The 19,655-nt window shown below is 60.2% G+C and carries 17 protein-coding genes; 13 read left to right on the forward strand and 4 right to left on the reverse strand.

Features of this window, described 5'->3' with window-relative positions; translation table 11 throughout:
- Positions 1-194: 194 nt before the first annotated feature.
- Positions 195-1,052: a hypothetical protein gene (locus tag CQ041_RS25350; protein WP_256586874.1), complete on the forward strand. Its 858-nt coding sequence runs from the start codon at positions 195-197 to the stop codon at positions 1,050-1,052.
- Complete coding sequence (locus CQ041_RS25355) at positions 1,049-1,438, forward strand: hypothetical protein (protein ID WP_105525128.1); 390 nt, start codon at positions 1,049-1,051, stop codon at positions 1,436-1,438. The genes CQ041_RS25350 and CQ041_RS25355 overlap by 4 nt, the downstream gene beginning before the upstream one ends.
- Before the next feature lie 65 nt (positions 1,439-1,503).
- Here the strand turns inward: CQ041_RS25355 and CQ041_RS25360 are convergent, their stop codons facing one another.
- Both CQ041_RS25360 and CQ041_RS25365 read right to left on the reverse strand, forming a co-directional pair.
- Positions 1,504-1,818, reverse strand: coding sequence for an amidase (locus tag CQ041_RS25360; RefSeq protein ID WP_105525129.1), 315 nt, complete (start codon positions 1,816-1,818; stop codon positions 1,504-1,506).
- Positions 1,815-2,888 carry a serine hydrolase gene (locus tag CQ041_RS25365; protein ID WP_105525130.1) on the reverse strand — a complete coding sequence of 358 codons (1,074 nt, stop codon included), beginning with the start codon at positions 2,886-2,888 and terminating at the stop codon, positions 1,815-1,817. Before CQ041_RS25365 ends, CQ041_RS25360 begins: the two co-directional genes overlap by 4 nt.
- 185 nt (positions 2,889-3,073) lie before the next feature.
- Between CQ041_RS25365 and olsB the strand changes: the two genes are divergently transcribed.
- Positions 3,074-3,829: an L-ornithine N(alpha)-acyltransferase gene (olsB, locus tag CQ041_RS25370; RefSeq protein WP_105525131.1), complete on the forward strand. Its 756-nt coding sequence runs from the start codon at positions 3,074-3,076 to the stop codon at positions 3,827-3,829.
- Positions 3,829-4,620, forward strand: coding sequence for a lysophospholipid acyltransferase family protein (locus CQ041_RS25375; protein WP_105525132.1), 792 nt, complete (start codon positions 3,829-3,831; stop codon positions 4,618-4,620). Before olsB ends, CQ041_RS25375 begins: the two co-directional genes overlap by 1 nt.
- 65 nt (positions 4,621-4,685) lie before the next feature.
- On the opposite strand, the gene CQ041_RS25380 is transcribed toward CQ041_RS25375, so the two are convergent.
- Positions 4,686-5,270 carry an ACP phosphodiesterase gene (locus CQ041_RS25380; RefSeq protein ID WP_105525133.1) on the reverse strand — a complete coding sequence of 195 codons (585 nt, stop codon included), beginning with the start codon at positions 5,268-5,270 and terminating at the stop codon, positions 4,686-4,688.
- Between the two features lie 153 nt (positions 5,271-5,423).
- Here CQ041_RS25380 and CQ041_RS25385 point away from each other — a divergent pair, with 153 nt between their 5' ends.
- Genes CQ041_RS25385 through CQ041_RS25395 form a run of 3 tightly spaced genes read left to right on the forward strand, consistent with a single transcriptional unit; the run spans position 5,424 to position 8,000 of the window.
- Positions 5,424-5,738 (forward strand): helix-turn-helix transcriptional regulator, encoded by a 315-nt coding sequence (locus CQ041_RS25385; RefSeq protein WP_105525134.1) that lies wholly within the window; start codon positions 5,424-5,426, stop codon positions 5,736-5,738.
- Between the two features lie 11 nt (positions 5,739-5,749).
- Positions 5,750-6,916, forward strand: coding sequence for an MFS transporter (locus CQ041_RS25390; protein WP_105525135.1), 1,167 nt, complete (start codon positions 5,750-5,752; stop codon positions 6,914-6,916).
- Positions 6,917-6,944: 28 nt separating this feature from the next.
- Positions 6,945-8,000, forward strand: a complete 1,056-nt coding sequence (locus tag CQ041_RS25395) for an alkene reductase (protein WP_105525136.1) — start codon at positions 6,945-6,947, stop codon at positions 7,998-8,000.
- A gap of 301 nt (positions 8,001-8,301) precedes the next feature.
- Here the strand turns inward: CQ041_RS25395 and CQ041_RS25400 are convergent, their stop codons facing one another.
- Complete coding sequence (locus CQ041_RS25400; protein WP_105525137.1) at positions 8,302-8,934, reverse strand: TetR family transcriptional regulator; 633 nt, start codon at positions 8,932-8,934, stop codon at positions 8,302-8,304.
- Between the two features lie 286 nt (positions 8,935-9,220).
- Here CQ041_RS25400 and CQ041_RS25405 point away from each other — a divergent pair, with 286 nt between their 5' ends.
- The 6 genes from CQ041_RS25405 to CQ041_RS25430 all read left to right on the forward strand — a co-directional run bounded on the left by CQ041_RS25405 (position 9,221) and on the right by CQ041_RS25430 (position 19,598).
- Entirely contained in the window at positions 9,221-10,372 is a 1,152-nt protein-coding gene (locus CQ041_RS25405) for an efflux RND transporter periplasmic adaptor subunit (protein WP_105525138.1), read from the forward strand.
- Positions 10,373-10,375: 3 nt separating this feature from the next.
- Positions 10,376-13,537, forward strand: a complete 3,162-nt coding sequence (locus CQ041_RS25410; protein ID WP_105525139.1) for an efflux RND transporter permease subunit — start codon at positions 10,376-10,378, stop codon at positions 13,535-13,537.
- Positions 13,534-14,991, forward strand: coding sequence for an AdeC/AdeK/OprM family multidrug efflux complex outer membrane factor (gene adeC / locus CQ041_RS25415; RefSeq protein WP_105525140.1), 1,458 nt, complete (start codon positions 13,534-13,536; stop codon positions 14,989-14,991). Before CQ041_RS25410 ends, adeC begins: the two co-directional genes overlap by 4 nt.
- 181 nt (positions 14,992-15,172) lie before the next feature.
- Positions 15,173-16,870 carry a molecular chaperone HscC gene (locus tag CQ041_RS25420; protein WP_105525141.1) on the forward strand — a complete coding sequence of 566 codons (1,698 nt, stop codon included), beginning with the start codon at positions 15,173-15,175 and terminating at the stop codon, positions 16,868-16,870.
- A 12-nt stretch (positions 16,871-16,882) separates the two neighbouring features.
- Complete coding sequence (locus CQ041_RS25425; protein WP_105525142.1) at positions 16,883-18,499, forward strand: J domain-containing protein; 1,617 nt, start codon at positions 16,883-16,885, stop codon at positions 18,497-18,499.
- A 283-nt stretch (positions 18,500-18,782) separates the two neighbouring features.
- The gene (locus CQ041_RS25430; RefSeq protein WP_105525143.1) at positions 18,783-19,598 is read left to right on the forward strand and encodes an EamA family transporter; all 816 of its coding nucleotides are present in this window, start codon (positions 18,783-18,785) and stop codon (positions 19,596-19,598) included.
- The last annotated feature ends 57 nt before the right edge of the window (positions 19,599-19,655 follow it).

A 19,655-nucleotide genomic window follows, 5' to 3' on the forward strand; every position in this document is an offset into this window, starting at 1 on the left:
GACTTCGCGCCTTCCGGCACTAGAGTGCCGATCGCACTCAACGGCGTGCAAGGCCAGGAACCAGGTTTCTATATCGTCCCCAAAAGCATGAGCCGCGAAGCATTGGAGAAAACGCTGTTTCCTGACCTGATCCGGCTGTGATGCACAAATTCCGAGCACTCAACCCTCTCACGGTGGACGTCAAAGCCGGCTCAATGATCGTGCTCAGCGATCCGAACAACACCTCCTGTACTTATCAGGAGTCGCAAATGATGCAGGCTGCTCAACAGGTTGACGACGCTCTTGATCCCCTTACCCCGGATGAAGCTGACTTCGTGCATCGTCATGGCGCCGAAGTAGCCAGTTTCATCGGCCATACCTCGACTTGGCTGGGTGTCGGCACGTTAGTGATGGAAACGCACTTGGCGAACCTGCGCGACACCCTGCAAGCCATAGAGCGCTTGCACCAAGAAAGTTACCGCCAGCATGGTCACCTGAAATCGCCGCAGTTCTTCGCCGAACGCCAGCGCTTGCTCGCGCAGTTGGACGCACACCTGCTGAACTCCACTCGACTGCGTGGCCAGACAACCTTGGGCGATCATCCCAAGCTGAAGACGGCGCTGGGTATTTCCAGCCGAAGTCTGGTGCATCACTGGGACAAGGCAGGTGGACCGGGGCAAATTCCGGGGTATTCCGCGCATGTGAAGGCGGTCAGTCGTGTTACCAAATATATGAAAACCGGGGGCTATCTTGCCATTGGCATTGGCGGCGTTTCTTCAGTGCTGGCTATTGAGCAAGTGTGTAGGAATGGTTCTGAGGAGGCGTGCGAGAAGATCAAATTTACTGAAGGCGGAAAGTTTGCCGGGGCCACGTTTGGTGGCGTCTTTAGTGGCGCGGCCGCCAGTGCTACCAGTAGTGGAGTCTGCTTGGGAATTGGCTTAGGCACAGGTGGTATAGGAGGAATAATCTGTATTGCGGCAGTTGTAGGCACAGGCGCTTGGGTAGGTACCACTATAGGAGGTAAGGGGGGCGAATTCATCGGCGAGAAAATGTACGAGGCTAAACAACCATGACCAGTATCGATACATGGCCTACTTGGGTTGCGATCATTGTTGTGGGAGGTCCAACTCTGCTATCCGCCATAGGCATTGCATACAGCCTATACGTCACCCACCGCCACCTGGAAGCCATAAAAGAAGCCTTGAAAAACAGCCGTTTCATCTACTTATGGGGCCCATTCCTGGGCAAACGTGGCCTGATTTGGTCCCTGTTGGAAATGTCAAAAATCGCCGGAATGGTGGTATGGCCAAGGGCTTCACTGATTAGTGGACAACTCGATCCAACCGATCTGGAGAATTTTCCGCCTCACCTGAAACGTCATCTCAAAGCCATTATTACAATGTCTTTCACAGCCCTGATTTGGGGAGCCGTTGCGGCCGTATTGGTGGAATACAGGTAACCCAGAACGGTACCTAAAAGAGGCCCATTTTTTTAAACCAATCAATGAAAGTACCCAATCGAACATCAGGGCAATAAACGACACCCCTGCCGGTCGCCGAGCCAGCGCGACGTATGGCTACGCCCCATGCCACTGGCCGACACCTCACTGCGCTCGGGGTTATCGCTGAACGCGCTTGTCGGTACGTATTGCTTCACATACCCCCGGCAATACTCCGCCGGGTTGTTCGCCACATAGCGGCACGAGCAGTACTCCTTGGCGGTGTAGGCCGCGATGATGTCGGGGAAGGCTTGCAGGTTGACGCGCTCGTGCCAGATCCAGCCCAGCAAGGCGAGGAGCAGCAGGAGAAACAGGCTGGTCAACGGCCGACGACGAATCATGGGTGCACCGCCGCGAGTACGCGTTTGAGCAGTTCGTTATGCCGGTAGGTACCGTCGCGGTCATCGCCGTAGCGCACGATGACGAGATGTTCGTCAGGCATCACGTACAACGCCTGCCCCCAATGACCGAGGGCCGCGAAGGTGTCAGCGGGGGCGTCGGGCCAGGGCTTCGAAGTCCCTTGGTTGAGCCACCAATGGCCACCTGGAACGGCGTCGTCTTGACCAGGTTTATAAGAGTCGAAGGGCTGGCGGTTGAAGGCGACCCACGCTTTGGGCAGCACCTGTTGATCGCCCCATCGACCGTCGCGCGCCATCAGCAAACCCACTCGCGCCAAGTCGCGAGCCGTGAGGTAGGCGTAGGAAGACGCGACGAAGGTTTCATCCGCGTCGGTTTCCCACGTCGCGTTGCGAATGCCCAAGGGTTTGAACAACGCATCCCAGGGGTAACTCATGTAGGCCTTGTGGCCAAGCATGCCTTTGAGCGCTGCCGACAGGAGATTGCTGTCACCGCTGGAGTAACGAAAGACCCGCCCCGGTGCATGGGAGGCTTCGGTATTTGCGGCGAATTCAGCCATGTCGCCGCGGCCTCGGGTGTAGAGCATCGCCACTACCGACGATTTGAGCGGGGCATATTCGTAGTCTTCCTGCCAGTCGAGGCCCGAGGCCCAGTGCAATAAATCGGCCATGGTGACGGTGGGATGTTGCCTCATGGGCGGGTAGAAACGCGCGACCGGGTCCGTCAGTTTGAAACGGTTATCCCCGTAGGCCACACCCAGAACGGTGGCCATCAGGCTCTTGCTGATGGACCAGGTGAGGTGCGGCGTGGTGGCGGTGGTGGGCGCCGCGTAGCGCTCGTAGAGAATCTCGCCGTCGCGGATCACCAACAGCGCATCGGTACGGATGCCTTGGCGAGTGGCGTCGTCACGCGCCGGGAATGCGTAAGCGTTCAACGCCTCGACGGCCGGCCCTTCCAGCTGCTTACCCATGGCCCACTCCTTGTCTGGCCAGGTTTCGCCAATGGCAGCAACGGTGACGAACAGCAGGGCAACACACAACAGGCCTCTGACCATGGACGCGGACTCAAGGGGGCATTCAAGCCGGCGAGCCTAGCGAACCGTCATGACAGATTTGCGACAGGCACCCTGTCATCCAAGCGTCACCATAACTTCATGGAGCTGACACCGGGCCTCCATAGCCTGAGTTTGGACAACAAAGTCGACCGGCCGAAATCGTGGCCGGCACTCGGAGACTCGCCATGACTCAGATCGCCCGCATCAGCGACACCGGCAATGAACGCCGTCTGCAAGCCGAACGCCTGGTTGGCGCGCAGGCGTTGCAGGAAGCCCAGGCCCTGCGGTTCAACGTGTTCAGCGGCGAGTTCAACGCCAAGCTGAAAGGCGCGGAACTGGGTCTGGACATGGATGACTATGATGTTCACTGCAGCCACATCGGCGTGCGGGACTTGAACAGCGGTCGCCTGGTGGCGACCACCCGCCTGCTTGACCATGCGGCCGCCAGCACCCTGGGCCGGTTCTACAGTGAAGAAGAATTCAGCCTGCATGGCTTGCTCCACCTGCAAGGCCCGATCCTGGAAATCGGCCGCACCTGCGTCGACCCGGCCTACCGCAACGGCGGCACCATCGCGGTGTTGTGGGGCGAGTTGGCCGAAGTGCTCAACCAGGGCGGCTACAGCTACCTGATGGGCTGCGCGAGCATTCCGATGCATGACGGCGGCATCCAGGCCCACGCGATCATGCAGCGCCTGCGCGAGCGCTACCTGTGCAACGAACACTTGCGTGCCGAACCGAAAAAACCGCTGCCGGCCCTGGACCTGCCGTCCAACGTGATCGCGGAAATGCCGCCACTGCTCAAGGCCTACATGCGCCTGGGGGCGAAAATTTGCGGCGAGCCGTGCTGGGATGAAGACTTCCAGGTCGCCGATGTGTTCATCCTGCTCAAGCGCGACAACCTTTGCCCGCGCTACGCCCGCCACTTCAAGGCGGCGATGTAATGAGCCGCCTGCGGGTGTACGGGCGCATTGCCCGCGTGCTGCTGGTGGTGGCGCTGGGCTTGAGCATGGCCAGTGTGTTTGGCCTGTTCGAGCGCATGGGCATCGCCAACTCGATGGTGCGGCGCCAACGCTGGTCGCGGTTTTTCATGGCGCGGCTGACCAATGCCCTCCCCTTTCGCGTGACCGTGTACGGTGAGGTGCCAACGCAACCGATGCTGTGGGTGAGCAATCACGTGTCGTGGACCGACATTCCGTTGCTGGGGGCCGTGGCGCCGATGTCGTTCCTGTCCAAGGCCGAGGTGCGCACCTGGCCGGTGGCGGGTTGGTTGGCGGCGAAGGCTGGCAGCCTGTTTATCCGTCGCGGCTCAGGTGACAGCCAATTGATCCGCAAACAGATGACCCGTCATCTGGAGCAACAGCACCCGCTGCTGATGTTCCCGGAGGGCACCACCACCGACGGGCGTAGCCTGCGCACCTTCCACGGGCGCTTGCTGGCCAGTGCGATCGATGCGGACGTGGCGCTGCAGCCGGTGGCGATTCGTTACCTGCGCGATGGGCAAGTGGACCCGCTGGCACCGTTCATTGGTGATGATGATTTGCTGTCGCACCTGATGCGCCTGTTTGGCAACGATCAGGGCGATGTGGAGATTCACGTGCTCAAGCCGATTGTGTGTGCCGGGCAGGAACGCGCGGCACTGGCGTACCAGGCGCAGCAGGCGGTGCAGAAGGCGTTGTTTGGGCCGGTACCGGAGGCAGAGCAGGTGGATGCTCGGCCGGCATTTGCCGCCTGAAATGTGAACACTGGTCAAATGTGGGAGGGGGCAAGTCGAATCGTCGCACCGCCCCTCCCACATTTTTAGTTTTGAGCTGTCAGTTGGGTTTGGGCGAAGGCTTGCAATTGGGGATAGAAGATGCGGAAGTCTTCACTCAACGGCTCATACAGCTCCCGCAATTCCTGCATCGCAAACTCCAGCTCCTGCGGCTGCGTCAACCGCCGCGAAATCCCCCGCAGCACCGGCTCCATCACCGCAAACTCACGATAAGACCCCAACCAATCATCCGCCGCCATCCAGGGCGCAATCTGCGCCAGCCGCCCCGGCAACAGGGGCTCGGCTGCCAGCACGCGGTACACCTGCGTGGTGAAGCGCTCCAGCGGCTGATCGGCATACAGCGCCCAATCCCGTGCCAGGCAGTGGTCGAAAAACACATCGAGGACGATCCCCGCATAGCGCCTGCGGGTCAGGCTGAAGCGTGACAACGCCTCCCCCACCAGCGGGTGGCTGTCGGTAAAGCGGTCGATCGAGCGATGCAGCTGGATCGCCGCCTCGATTTGCGGGCTGAACTGGCCCTGCAGGCGGCCTTTGACGAAATCGCCATAGAGACTGCCCAGCAATTGTGCAGGCAGTTGGCCGCCCAGGTGCAGGTGTGCGAGATAATTCATGTCGGGCAGTCTATCACTGCCGCCAACGTATCGTTATAACCCGATATACCGATTTAGACTGAGTTAAGACCAAATTCATATTGGTATATCGGGATACAACGATTTAAGGTTCGCTTCAACGCGATATAACGCTTCAAGACACGAGCACCTGCCATGTCCATCGACCTCGACGAAATAATAAAAGCCCTGGCGCACCCGGTACGGCGAGACATCCTCAACTGGCTCAAAGACCCAAAAGTGCAATTCCCCGAACAACTGCACAACCACGAATACGGCATCTGTGCCGGGCAGATCGACCAGCGCTGCGGCTTGTCCCAGTCGACCGTGTCGGCCCACCTGGCGACGTTGCAGCGTGCGGGTCTGATCAGCAGCCAGAAGGCCGGGCAGTGGCACTTTTTCAAACGCAACGAGGCAACCATTCAAGCGTTCCTCGATGCGCTCATCACCGAACTCAGCGCACCGCTGTAAAGGAAACCCCAATGCCCCTCTCGCTACTCATACTGGCCCTGAGCGCCTTCGCCATCGGCACCACCGAGTTCGTCATCATGGGGCTGTTGCCCGATGTGGCAGCGGACCTGGGTGTATCGATTCCCGGCGCCGGCTGGCTGGTCACCGGCTACGCCCTGGGCGTGGCCATCGGTGCACCTTTCATGGCACTGGCCACCGCCAGGCTGCCGCGCAAGGCCGCGCTGGTCGCGTTGATGGGCATCTTTATCATCGGCAACCTGCTGTGCGCCCTGGCCAGTGACTACAACGTGCTGATGTTCGCCCGCGTGGTCACTGCGCTGTGCCACGGTGCGTTCTTCGGGATCGGTTCGGTGGTGGCCGCCAACCTGGTGCCGGCCAATAAACGTGCGTCGGCGGTGGCCCTGATGTTCACCGGCCTGACCCTGGCCAACGTGCTCGGCGTGCCGCTGGGCACCGCGCTGGGCCAACAGGCGGGCTGGCGCTCGACGTTCTGGGCGGTCACCGTGATTGGCGTAGTGGCGCTGATCGGCCTGATCCGCTTCCTGCCGGCCAAGCGTGACGAGGAAAAACTCGACATGCGCGCCGAACTGGCGGCCCTCAAGGGCGCCGGCATCTGGTTGTCGCTGAGCATGACGGCACTGTTCGCCGCGTCCATGTTCACCCTCTTCACCTACGTCGCGCCGCTGCTGGGCGACGTCACCGGCGTGTCGCCCAACGGCGTGACCTGGACCCTGCTGCTGATCGGCCTCGGCCTTACCGTGGGCAACATCATCGGCGGCAAGCTGGCGGATAAACGCCTGGCGGCCACCCTGATCGGTGTGTTCATCAGCATGGCGGTGGTGTCCACGGCGCTGACCTGGACCAGCATCGCGCTGATCCCGACCGAAATCACCCTGTTCCTGTGGGCCACCGCGTCGTTCGCCGCCGTGCCGGCGCTGCAGATCAACGTGGTGACCTTCGGCAAGGCGGCACCGAACCTGGTGTCCACCCTGAACATCGGCGCCTTCAACATCGGCAACGCCCTGGGTGCCTGGGTCGGTGGCAGCGTGATTGCCCACGGTTTCGGCCTCACCCGCGTACCGCTGGCGGCCGCGGCCCTGGCGATCCTGGCGCTGGTGGTGACCCTGATTACTTTCCGTCAGGGCGGCGATGCCGACCTGGCCCCTGCGACCAACTGATCAACTTCAAAGAGAAAGGTGTTTTCCCATGACGACTATTTTCGATCCGATCACACTGGGCGACCTGGAACTGTCGAACCGTATCATCATGGCGCCGCTGACCCGCTGCCGCGCGGATGCTGGCCGCGTGCCCAACGCGCTGATGGCCGAGTACTACGTGCAACGTGCGTCCGCCGGGCTGATCCTCAGCGAAGCCACCTCGGTGACGCCGCTGGGCGTGGGCTACCCGGACACCCCCGGAATCTGGTCCAACGACCAGGTACGCGGCTGGGCCAACGTGACCAAGGCGATCCACGGCGCGGGCGGCAAGATCTTCCTGCAACTGTGGCACGTCGGCCGTATTTCCCATGAGTCGTACCTGAACGGCGAAACCCCGGTGGCGCCGAGCGCGATCCAGCCTAAAGGCCACGTCAGCCTGGTGCGCCCATTGGCCGACTACCCGACCCCGCGCGCGCTGGAAACCGCTGAAATCGCCGACATCATCGACGCCTACCGCACCGGTGCCGAGAACGCCAAGGCTGCCGGCTTTGACGGTGTGGAGATCCACGGCGCCAACGGCTACCTGCTCGACCAGTTCCTGCAAAGCAGCACCAACCAGCGCACCGACAACTACGGCGGCTCTCTGGAAAACCGTGCACGCCTGCTGCTGGAAGTGACCGACGCGGCCATCGAAATCTGGGGCGCGGGCCGTGTAGGTGTGCACTTGGCACCGCGTGCCGACTCCCACGACATGGGCGACGACAACCTGGCAGAAACCTTTACCTACGTGGCCAGCGAATTGGGCAAGCGTGGCATTGCGTTTATCTGCTCGCGTGAGAAGGAAGGTACGGACAGCCTCGGCCCGCAACTGAAGAAGGCGTTCGGCGGCACGTACATCGCCAACGAACGCTTCACCAAAGACAGCGCCAATGCATGGCTGGCAGAGGGCAAGGCGGACGCAGTGGCCTGGGGTGTGCCGTTCATTGCCAACCCGGACTTGCCAGCACGCTTGAAGGCCGATGCGCCGCTGAACGAGCCACGCCCGGATACGTTCTACAGCAAGGGTCCGGTCGGCTACATCGACTATCCAACCTTGGCTATCTAAAGTAGCGCTACGGTCCAATGCGGGAGGGGCTTGCCCCCGATGGCGGTGTGTCAGTCACTGTATGTGTTGACTGAACCACTGCTATCGGGGCAAGCCCCTTCCCACATTAGGAATCGTGCAAACCCAGGAAGAAACACTCCTTCACACCCCTGCAACAAAATCCCTACAAAATACTTAGCCGGCTACCTATCAAACTGCCACTAGCCCGTATATAAAGTCACCCCACCGATCAGCCGGAAGGACGATTGACTCTCCTTAGGCTTTACTGTTGACACAACTGGACGCAATTACGCATTTTGTCTCAATTGCGCAGGCTGGGGCTCAGGCGCAGCATGTCCAGCCCTGCGTCGACCCAACGCTCGGCTTCGTCGTGCAACTGGAAGGTGTCGGGCACCAGCAGCCACTGCCCGATCAGCCCGTTGATGTAGGCGTGAATGCACACTGCGCCACGGGCGGTGTCGAGGTTTTCCGGGAGTTGGCCGCGATGGACCGCGTTACGCAGGGTCAGGCCGATGCGCAGGTTGCACTCCAGCGTGTGGGTCTGGCGTTGGCGGCGCATGTCGCACATTTCATCGGTGAACTCGCACTTATGAAACAGGATCTCATTGATGCGCCGGGTTTTCGGGTCCAGGGCCACTTGATGAAACAAACGAATCAGCAGTTTGCGCATGCAGCCCAGCGGGTCGAGCTCATCCTCGCTTTCACTGGCCCTGGCCAAATCGTCCAGCGGCTCGTGCAGCGTGTCGAGCAACGCCTGGAGCAAGTCGGATTTGTTACTGAAATGCCAATAGATGGCGCCTCGCGTCACGCCCGCCAGCGTGGCGATATCCGCCAGGGTGGTGCGCGCCACGCCGCGCTCGTAGAAGGCGTGTTCGGCGGCGTCGAGAATCTGGCTGCGCGTTTCCTGAGCTTCCTCTTTAGTGCGACGAACCATGGCAGTACAACCTCAATCAGGACACTGGAGATCCTCGTTAACGCAGATTTAATGGCGGCCAACGATGATCTGAATATTTTGTGGGACGACACCGTCTTGGGTGCCGAACGTAATGAAATCGAGGCTTTGGGCTTGCTTTGTCAACATTCCGCAAAGCCTGTCAAGAGTTTACAAACAACCATGAACGTAAGTATATTGCGTAGCAAGCTACTTATCTACTCACCGATTGTTTTTTACCCTTCCACACTTCTTGTGCGCACTCAGCGCGCCTGACCCGAGGATCTTCATGCAACTTAAGCCAGCTGTTACCGCTCTGGTCACTGCCGTCGCCCTGGCATCGCTGCTCAGCGGATGTAAAAAGGAAGAAGCGGCACCGCCCGCTCAAACCCCTCAGGTCGGCGTGGTCACGATTCAACCGCAAGCCTTTACCCTGACATCCGAATTGCCCGGCCGCACCACGGCCTTCCGCATCGCGGAAGTTCGTCCCCAGGTCAACGGCATCATTCTCAAGCGCCTGTTCAAGGAAGGCGCGGACGTGAAGGAAGGGCAACAGCTCTACCAGATCGACCCGTCGGTGTATGAAGCCACCCTCAAGAGCGCACAAGCGAGCCTGACCCAGACCAAGTCCATCTCCGACCGTTACAAGCAGTTGGTCGATGAACAAGCCGTCAGCCGCCAGGAATACGACACCGCCGTCGCCAACCGCATGACCGCGGAAGCAAACGTTCAAACCGCCCAGATCAATGTGCGCTACACCAAGGTGTACGCGCCGATTTCCGGGCGTATCGGCCGTTCTTCGGTGACCGAAGGCGCGCTGGTCAGCAATGGCCAGGCCGACTCGATGGCAGTCATCCAGCAGTTGGACCCGATCTACGTCGACGTGACCCAGTCTTCGGCTGAGATGCTGAAGCTGCGCCGCGACCTGGAAAGCGGCCAACTGGAAAAAGCCGGTGCCAATGCCGCCAAGGTCAAGCTGACCCTGGAAGACGGCAGCGACTACGGTCAAGACGGCAAGCTGGAATTCTCCGAAGTCTCGGTCGACCAGACCACCGGCTCCGTCACCCTGCGCGCCGTGTTCCCCAACCCTGATCACACCCTGTTGCCGGGCATGTTCGTACACGCCCAGTTGCAAGCCGGTGTGAACAGCAAGGCGATCCTGGCACCGCAGCAAGGCGTGACCCGCGACCTCAAGGGCATCCCGACTGCACTGATCGTGAATGCCGACAACAAGGTCGAGCAGCGTCAGTTGGTCGCCAACCGCACCGCCGGCGCCTACTGGCTGGTGGAAAAAGGCTTGAACGCCGGTGACCGTGTGATCACCGAAGGCTTGCAGTACGTCAAGCCGGGCGTCGAGGTCAAGGTCAAGGACGCTGACAACGCCAAGCCTGCCGGTTCCGCTCCTGCTGCGCCTGCTGCCGCTGCTGGCAAAGGGGAGTAATCCATGTCGAAATTTTTTATCGACCGTCCCATTTTCGCCTGGGTAATTGCCCTGGTGATCATGCTGGTCGGGGCACTGTCGATCCTGAAGTTGCCCATCAACCAATACCCGGCCATTGCGCCAACCGCCATCGACATCCAGGTGACCTACCCAGGCGCGTCCGCACAAACCGTGCAGGACACCGTGGTGCAGGTGATCGAGCAACAGCTCAACGGTATCGACAACTTGCGTTATGTCGCCTCGGACAGTAACTCCGACGGCAGCATGACCATCACCGCGACGTTCAACCAGGGTACCAACCCGGACATCGCCCAGGTTCAGGTGCAGAACAAGCTGAACCTGGCGACCCCACTGCTGCCGCAAGAAGTGCAGCAGCAGGGTATCCGCGTGACCAAGTCGGTGAAGAACTTCCTGATGGTGATCGGTCTGGTGTCGGAAGACGGCAGCATGACCAAGGACGACCTCTCCAACTACATCGTGTCGAACATCCAGGACCCGATTTCCCGGACTTCGGGTGTGGGCGACTTCCAGGTGTTCGGTTCCCAGTACGCCATGCGTATCTGGCTCGATCCGGCCAAGCTGAACAACTACCAGTTGACCCCGGTCGACGTCAGCACCGCCATCGCCGCGCAAAACGTACAGGTGGCTACCGGTCAACTCGGTGGCCTGCCTGCCCTGCCCGGCAACCAGCTGAACGCCACCATCATCGGCAAGACACGCCTGCAAACCGCTGAGCAGTTTGGCAACATCCTGATGAAGGTGAATGCCGACGGTTCCCAGGTTCGTCTGGGCGACGTCGCGCGTATCGAACTGGGCGGCCAGAACTACAGCATCAGTGCGCAGTTCAACGGCAATCCGGCCTCCGGCATGGCGATCAAGCTGGCGTCGGGCGCCAACGCCCTGGACACCGCCAAGGCCATCCGTGCCACGGTGGCGTCGCTGGAACCGTTCTTCCCGCCTGGCATGAAGGCGGTGGTGCCGTATGACACCACCCCTGTCGTGACCGAATCGATCTCCGGTGTAGTGCACACCCTGGTCGAAGCGATCGTGCTGGTGTTCCTGGTGATGTTCCTGTTCCTGCAGAACTTCCGCGCCACCATCATCACCACCATGACTGTACCGGTGGTATTGCTGGGTACCTTCGGGATCCTGGCCGCGTTCGGCTTCACCATCAACACCCTGACCATGTTCGGCATGATCCTGGCCATCGGCTTGCTGGTGGATGACGCCATCGTCGTGGTGGAAAACGTCGAGCGGGTCATGGCCGAGGAACACCTGTCGCCTAAAGAAGCGACGGTGAAATCCATGGGCCAGATCCAGGGCGCCCTCGTCGGTATTGCCCTGGTACTGTCGGCGGTACTGTTGCCAATGGCGTTCTTCGGTGGCTCCACCGGTGTGATCTACAAACAGTTCTCCATCACCATCGTTTCGGCCATGGCGTTGTCGGTACTGGTTGCCCTGATCTTCACCCCGGCCTTGTGCGCCACCATGCTCAAGCCGATTGACCCGGAAAAGCACGGCCAGCCCAAAAGCGGTTTCTTTGGCTGGTTCAACCGCACCTTCGACCGTGGCGTACTGAGCTACGAGCGCGGCGTGGGCAACATGATCAAGCACAAGATCCCGGCGTTCCTGGTGTACGCACTGATCGTCGCCGGCATGATCTGGCTGTTCATGCGCATCCCGGCTGCGTTCCTGCCGGACGAAGACCAGGGCGTGATCTTTGCCCAGGTGCAAACCCCGGTCGGTTCTTCGGCTGAGCGTACGCAAAAAGTCATCGATGACATGCGCAGTTACCTGCTCAACGACAAGGAAGGCGAGCCAGGCGAAGGCAAAGGCGTGAAATCGGTGTTTACCGTAAACGGCTTCAACTTCGCCGGTCGTGGCCAAAGCTCGGGCCTGGCGTTCGTGATGCTCAAACCGTGGGACGAGCGTGATGACTCCACCTCGGTATTCGAGATCGCCAAGCGCGCGCAAGGCTACTTCATGCAGACGTTCCAGGACGCCATGGTGTTTGCCATCGTGCCGCCGTCTGTATTGGAATTGGGTAACGCCACCGGCTTCGACGTGTTCCTGCAAGACCAGGGCGGCGTCGGCCATGAGAAATTGATGGCTGCACGCAACCAGTTCCTCGGCATGGCAGCACAAAGCAAGATCCTCGCTGGCGTGCGTCCTAACGGCGTGAACGACGAGCCGCAGTACGAGCTCACCGTTGACGACGAGAAGGCCAGCGCCCAAGGCATCACGCTGTCCAACATCAACCAGACCCTGGCGATCGCCTTGGGTGGCAGCTACGTCAACGACTTCATCGACCGTGGTCGGGTGAAGAAAGTGTACGTGCAAGGCGAAGCCGCCAGCCGCATGTCGCCTGAAGACCTGAACAAATGGTACGTGCGCAGCGACTCCGGGAAGATGGTGCCGTTGTCGGCCATCGCCTCGGGCAAGTGGATTTTCGGTTCGCCGAAGCTCTCGCGCTATAACGGTGTAGCGGCGATGGAAATCCTCGGTACGCCGGCACCGGGCTACAGCACCGGTGACGCCATGGCGGAAGTCGAGCGCATCGCCAAGCAACTGCCGGCGGGTATCGGCTATGCATGGACGGGCCTGTCGTACGAAGAACGTCTGTCCGGCTCCCAGGCACCGGCGTTGTACGCCCTGTCGCTGCTGGTGGTGTTCCTCTGCCTCGCGGCACTGTATGAAAGCTGGTCGATTCCGATCGCCGTGGTCCTGGTAGTGCCGTTGGGCGTGGTGGGTGCGCTGATCGCCACCAGCATGCGCGGCTTGTCCAACGACGTGTTCTTCCAGGTGGGCTTGTTGGTGACGGTGGGCCTGGCAGCGAAAAACGCCATCCTGATCGTGGAGTTCGCCAAAGAGCTGCACGAGCAAGGCAAAGGTGTGATCGAGGCGGCCATCGAAGCGTCCCGCATGCGTCTGCGCCCGATCATCATGACCTCCATGGCGTTCATCCTCGGCGTACTGCCGCTGGCGATCTCCTCGGGCGCTGGCTCAGGCAGCCAGCACGCCATCGGTACCGGCGTAATTGGCGGTATGATCACGGCCACGGTCCTGGCGATCTTCTGGGTCCCGCTGTTCTTCGCAACCGTGTCCGCCATTGGCGACCGTAAAAAGACTGAACCCAAGCAAACTCCTAAAGAGGCTGGCCAATGAGCAAGTCGCTCCTTTCCTTAGCCGTCACCGCATTCGTGCTCAGTGGCTGCTCGCTGATCCCTGACTACCAGCGCCCTGAAGCGCCGGTAGCCGCCCAGTTCCCGCAAGGCCCGGCATACTCGTCGGCCCAGGCGCCGAACCAGGCGGCCGCGGAGCAAGGCTGGAAGCAGTTTTTCCACGACCCTGCCCTGCAACAGCTGATCCAGGTCGCCCTGGAAAACAACCGCGACCTGCGCGTCGCGGCGCTGAACATCGATGCCTACGCGGCGCAGTACCGCATCCAGCGTGCCGACCTGTTCCCGGCTGTGTCGGCCAATGGCAGCGGCAGTCGCCAGCGTGTACCGGCTCGCGCCTCGCAGACCGGCGAAGCGGGTATCACCAGCTCGTACTCGGCCACCCTCGGGATCAGCTCGTATGAGCTGGACCTGTTCGGCCGTGTTCGCAGCCTGAGCGAAGAAGCCCTGCAAAAGTACTTCGCCACCGAAGAAGCACGGCGCAGTACCCAGATCAGCCTGGTGGCCAACGTGGCCAACGCCTACGTGACCTGGCAGGCCGACAAGGAACTGCTCAAGCTGACCCAGGACACCCTGGGTGCGTTCGAGCAGAGCTTCAAGCTCACCTCGCGCAGCAACGAAGTCGGCGTGGCCTCGGCCCTCGACCTGAGCCAGGCGCGCACGTCGGTGGAAAATGCGCGCGTGCAGCTTGCCCGGTATACGCGCCAGGTGGCCCAGGACGAAAACAGCCTGACCCTGCTGCTCGGCACTGGCCTGCCAGCGAATCTGACCAGCAAGCCGCTGTCGGATGACCTGCTCAGTGAAGTGCCGGCCGGCTTGCCGTCGGACCTGTTGCAACGTCGTCCCGACATCCTGCAGGCCGAGTACAACCTCAAGGCCGCCAACGCCAACATCGGCGCCGCCCGTGCAGCGTTCTTCCCGAGCATCAGCTTGACGGCCAACGCCGGCACCCTGAGCCCGGACCTGGGCGGCCTGTTCAAGGGCGGCTCGGGCACCTGGTCGTTCGCGCCGCAGATCAACATCCCGATCTTCAACGCCGGCAGCCTGCGCGCCAGCCTGGACTACTCGAAGATCCAGAAAGAGATCAACGTGGCGACCTACGAAAAGGCCATCCAGACCGGCTTCCAGGAAGTCTCCGACGGCCTCGCCGCGCGCCAGACCTACAAGCAGCAACTGGAAGCCCAGCGCGGTTTCGTCGCGGCCAACCAGGATTACTACCGCCTGGCCGAGCGTCGCTACCGCATCGGTGTCGACAGCAACCTGACCTTCCTCGACGCCCAGCGCCAACTGTTCAGTGCCCAGCAATCGCTGATCACCGACCGCCTGGCGCAGCTCACCAGCGAGGTCAACCTATACAAGGCCCTCGGCGGTGGCTGGAACGCACAGACGGCGCAGAACGAGCCGTTGAAAGAACAAGCGCCAGCACTGAAGTTGTTCTGATCGCGCTGATGTAAACAAAAAACCGCTTCCCTTACTGGAAGCGGTTTTTTTATGCCCTTTATCTGACAACACTATCCAATGTGGCATGCCACGCTTTAAATCTGTCGCCTTGCATTTGGCTCAACCTTTCAGGATAAAATTGGTCACAGATTCTTACAGACCACAGAGGGAGCTTGTCGTAATGATCGTAGGAATCGATCTGGGGACCACCAACAGTCTCGCAGCGGTATGGCGCGGTGATGCCGCCGAACTGGTGCCCAATGCCCTTGGCCAGTTGCTGACCCCAAGCGTGGTCGGCCTGGATGACCAAGGCCGCATCCTGGTAGGCCAAGCCGCCAAGGAGCGTTTGCACACCCACCCGCACCTGACCACCTCGCTGTTCAAACGCTATATGGGCAGCGCCACCGAAGTGCGCCTGGGGGACAAATCGTTCCGCCCAGAAGAACTCTCCGCGCTGGTACTCAAAAGCCTCAAGGAAGACATCGAACGCACCTACGGTCAAACCGTCACCGACGCCGTGATCAGTGTGCCCGCCTACTTCAGCGACGGCCAACGCAAAGCCACGCGCATCGCCGGCGAACTGGCCGGGCTTAACGTCGACAAGCTGATCAACGAACCTACCGCCGCTGCCCTCGCCTACGGCCTGCATCAGTGCGATAAGGAAACCTCGTTTCTGGTATTCGACCTCGGCGGCGGCACCTTCGACGTATCGATCATCGAGCTGTTCGACGGGGTGATGGAAGTACGCGCCAGCGCCGGCGATAACTTCCTCGGCGGCGAAGACTTCGACACCCTGCTGCTGGAACACTTCGTCGACAGCCAACGCAATGCCGAGGGCTTCCCGCCCACCAGCAGCGTGCTGCAAGCCCTGCGTCGTGAAGCCGAGCGGGTACGCAAAGCCTTGGGCCAGGACGACAGTGCCGACTTCGCGCTGCGCGTCGACGGCCAGCAGTGGGTCAAGACCATCACCCAGCAAGAACTCGCCAAACTCTATATCCCGCTGCTGGAGCGCCTGCGTGCGCCGATCGAGCGGGCCCTGCGCGATGCGCGAATTCGGGTCGGCGACCTGGATGAAATCCTGCTGGTCGGCGGTACCACGCGCATGCCACTGGTGCGCAAACTCGCCGCTGGGTTGTTCGGGCGTTTCCCGTCCATCAGCCTCGACCCCGACCAAGTGGTTGCCCACGGTGCCGCGATCCAGGCCGCGCTCAAAGCCCGCTCGGCAGCGCTGGAAGAAGTGGTGCTGACCGACGTCTGCCCCTACACCCTGGGCATCGAAACCTCGAACCAGTACGGCGGCCATATCGAAAGCGGCCACTACCTGCCGTTGATCGAACGCAATAGCAGCGTGCCGGTCAGCCGGGTCAAGAGCGTGGTCACCCTGCACGACAACCAGAGCCAGGTGCTGCTCAAGATCTACCAGGGCGAAAGCCGCCTGGTGAAGGACAACATCGAGCTGGGCCAACTGGACATTGCCGTGCCCAAGCGCAAGGCCGGCGAGGTCTCGCTGGATGTGCGCTTCACCTACGACAACAACGGCCTGCTGGAGGCCCAGGTGACTATCCCGCTGACCGGCGAACAACATTCGTTGGTGATCGAGAACAACCCTGGTGTGTTGAGCCCGGAAGAAATCCAGCAACGCCTGCAAGCCCTGGCACAATTGAAGGTGCACCCCCGCGACCAGCAGGTCAACACCGTGCTCACCGCCCGGCTCGAACGGCTCTACCAGGAAAGCCTCGGCGACCTGCGCGAGCAACTGGGGCACTGGGCCGGGCAGTTCCAGCAGGTGCTCGATACCCAGGACGAACGCCGCATCCGCGACGCCCGCAGTGAACTGACTCGTCAACTTGAGCAGCTCGACAACGGATTCTGGCGCTAAGGGGAAAACCACATGGACTGCTGGACCCTGCTGCAACTGCCGGAAGAGGCCGACGAGCGCACCATCAAGCGCACCTATGCGCGGCTGCTCAAGAGCTGCCGCCCGGACGATGATGCCGAAGGTTTCCAGCGCCTGCGCGAAGCCTATGAGGAAGCGCTGGCCTATTCACGTTGGCGCGCCGACTGGGAAGAAGAGGACACCACCGTTCAAGCCCCTGTGGCCGAACTGGCCTACGGCGACCTCAACGACCTCGCCGAGCTGATGGACGTCAGCGCCCTGCACCCAGCGCCATTTGAAACGCCACAAGCCAACCCGGCACACACCCTGCTCAGCGGCCTCAACGCCAGCAACGTCAGGGAACGCTGGGTCTTGTCCGTTCAACAGGACTGTACCGACGCCTTCCAGGCCGGTTTGCTGCGTCATTGCTTCGATAAGCCAAGTGAGCGCGTTGAGATTGCCAGCTGGGCAGTGCAACACCTGGAGTGGCTGACGCCCTGGCAACAGGTCGCCATGACACCCTGGCAGCACGACACGCTGACCAGCGAGTTGCTGCAGGAATACCGCAACACCTTGCGCAATCTGCTGGAGCAAAAGGACGAACGCGCATTCATCAACCAGCTGACGCAGTACAGCAACCAACCCTGGCTGCGGGTGTTCGACCTGCAGCAACAGTGGCAACGCATCGTGCTGCAACTGCTGCACGACAGCCAATGGAGCGTGCCGCTGTTCGAGCGGGTGTGCCAGGCGTTTGGCTGGGACGACCAAACAGGTGTATTCCCGGAGCCTGCCTGGATGTGGCGCGAACTGGTCTCGCGCTGCGAGCAGGAAAGCTTTTTCGCCAACCTGCAAGACAAGGCTCAAGAGATGCGTCACCCGCCTGCCGACGCCCAGGCCGCCCGCCTGTTGCTCACGCCAATGTCGGCCAGCCAACAAAAACGCATGATCGACGGCTTCGGCGAAAACGAATGGAACGCCTGCCAGCACCTGAGCGAAGTCCTGACCTGGCGCTACCCGCAACTGCTTGAACGGCTGCCAAACCCCGATGCGTTCTTCTGGCGCACGTTTGTCCCGCGGCCGATCTACACCCAGGTGTTAATTCGCCTGTGGGGCGTATTCGCCCTGGGCTTTCTGCTGAGCCTGATCAAACCCCAGCCCGAAGTGCTGGATGCTCGCTCGATTATTCTCTTTCTCCTGCTGGCGCTCGTCCCCGCGGGCATCGGTTTTCGCGTCACCCAGTTCTGGGCCAGCATCAGCTCAAGCTTCCGGGTGCCCGACCTGTGGCTGAGCCAACACCTGATCCCCAAGCGCCTGAACCCCAACCAATATTGGCTGATCATCCGCCACGGCGTACCCCAGGCAATCATGCTGGTGGCCTGCGGGCTGATGGCCGGCGTACTTGGCATGGTCACCTATGCCGGCGCACTGCTGATCAACCTGCTGCACACCAAACGCATCGGCCAGATCAGCCATAAATTCAGCCAAGGCTACCCGTGGCTGAACGGCCTGCACTGGGCGTTCTGGAGCCCGTTGCAAGCGGCGTTCCTGGTGGTGATGGTGGCGGTGATCATTGCCGCGCAACATTACTTGCCGGCAGTACCGTGGACTCACTTCGACCCACCGAAGCCCTAACCCAAAATGCCGGGCCCTAGTGCCCGGCTAAGTTGCGTTCGATCATTGATTGTCTGGCGCAGATCGCCAGAGAAGGCGGCCTATGCAAGGTCAAACCATAATTTAAATCGAGAATTTGATTAAGCTATCAAAGAAAAAGCTGCAACCCGCGCTCGCCATCAGCACAGGCGTGAGAAATGGACTACATGATTTTAGGACGCTCAATGTTTGATAGATAGACCGATCAAACGCTATACATCGCCACTCATTCATTAATCTGCGTTCATCTTCCGTCCCTCAATTTATGAAAGACCGAGCGAACCACCTCAAAATTCACACCCTATCCATTATGCTGTCTGGGTTAGCACAATTTTTTCTGGGCGCATCATCGCTTTACTGGAGAGAACTCGGTGAGGTGCCACCCACCACACTGGTCGCCTACAGAATAATCTTATCAACCGCCATCATCAGTCCTTTTGTTCTGATCTATCGGCGCTCTCTTTGTAAAAACCTACTGAAACCTAAAACCCTCATTCTGCACTGCACTGCTGCACTTTTTATAGCTACAAACTGGGGCGTATTTATTTGGGCATCCATTAACGGGCATATCCTGGAAAGCGGGCTTGGCTATCTTTTAGCCCCGTTCATTTCAGTCGTGCTAGGGGTTGTAATCTACCGTGAAGCCCTCAAAACGAGAGAAACCGTATCGATCTGCGTAGCGTTCACTTCTATCGCACTCTTTATTCTTCTCACCGAGAATTTAAACCACTGGACCTACTTATCGATAGCCGCAACATGGGGCGCTTACACATACCTAAAAAAATCCAGCTCGCTTGACGCAATAAACGGAATATTCATAGAAACCCTTTTCCTGACAACTTGCCTGGCTCTAGCTATTTGGTTATTGGATTTTAGAATCCTACTGCCTGGCGAGCTCACCTCAAAATCAACGCGACTCATCTGGCTAGCAGGTGCAGTATCCACAACCCCGCTTATATTTTTTTCCTACGCCACGGGGAAAATACCCTTGTCCGTCACCGGACTCTTACAATTCATACTCCCCCTTACACTTATAACCATTTCACTCATCACCCTGGAGCAGCCCCTAGTACAACCTTAATCGCCAGCCCCCTACGTCCATATTTCAAAGGACATTATCGTTCGATCATCGCCCACA

Source organism: Pseudomonas sp. MYb60, from assembly GCF_002979555.1.
Lineage (GTDB): Bacteria > Pseudomonadota > Gammaproteobacteria > Pseudomonadales > Pseudomonadaceae > Aquipseudomonas.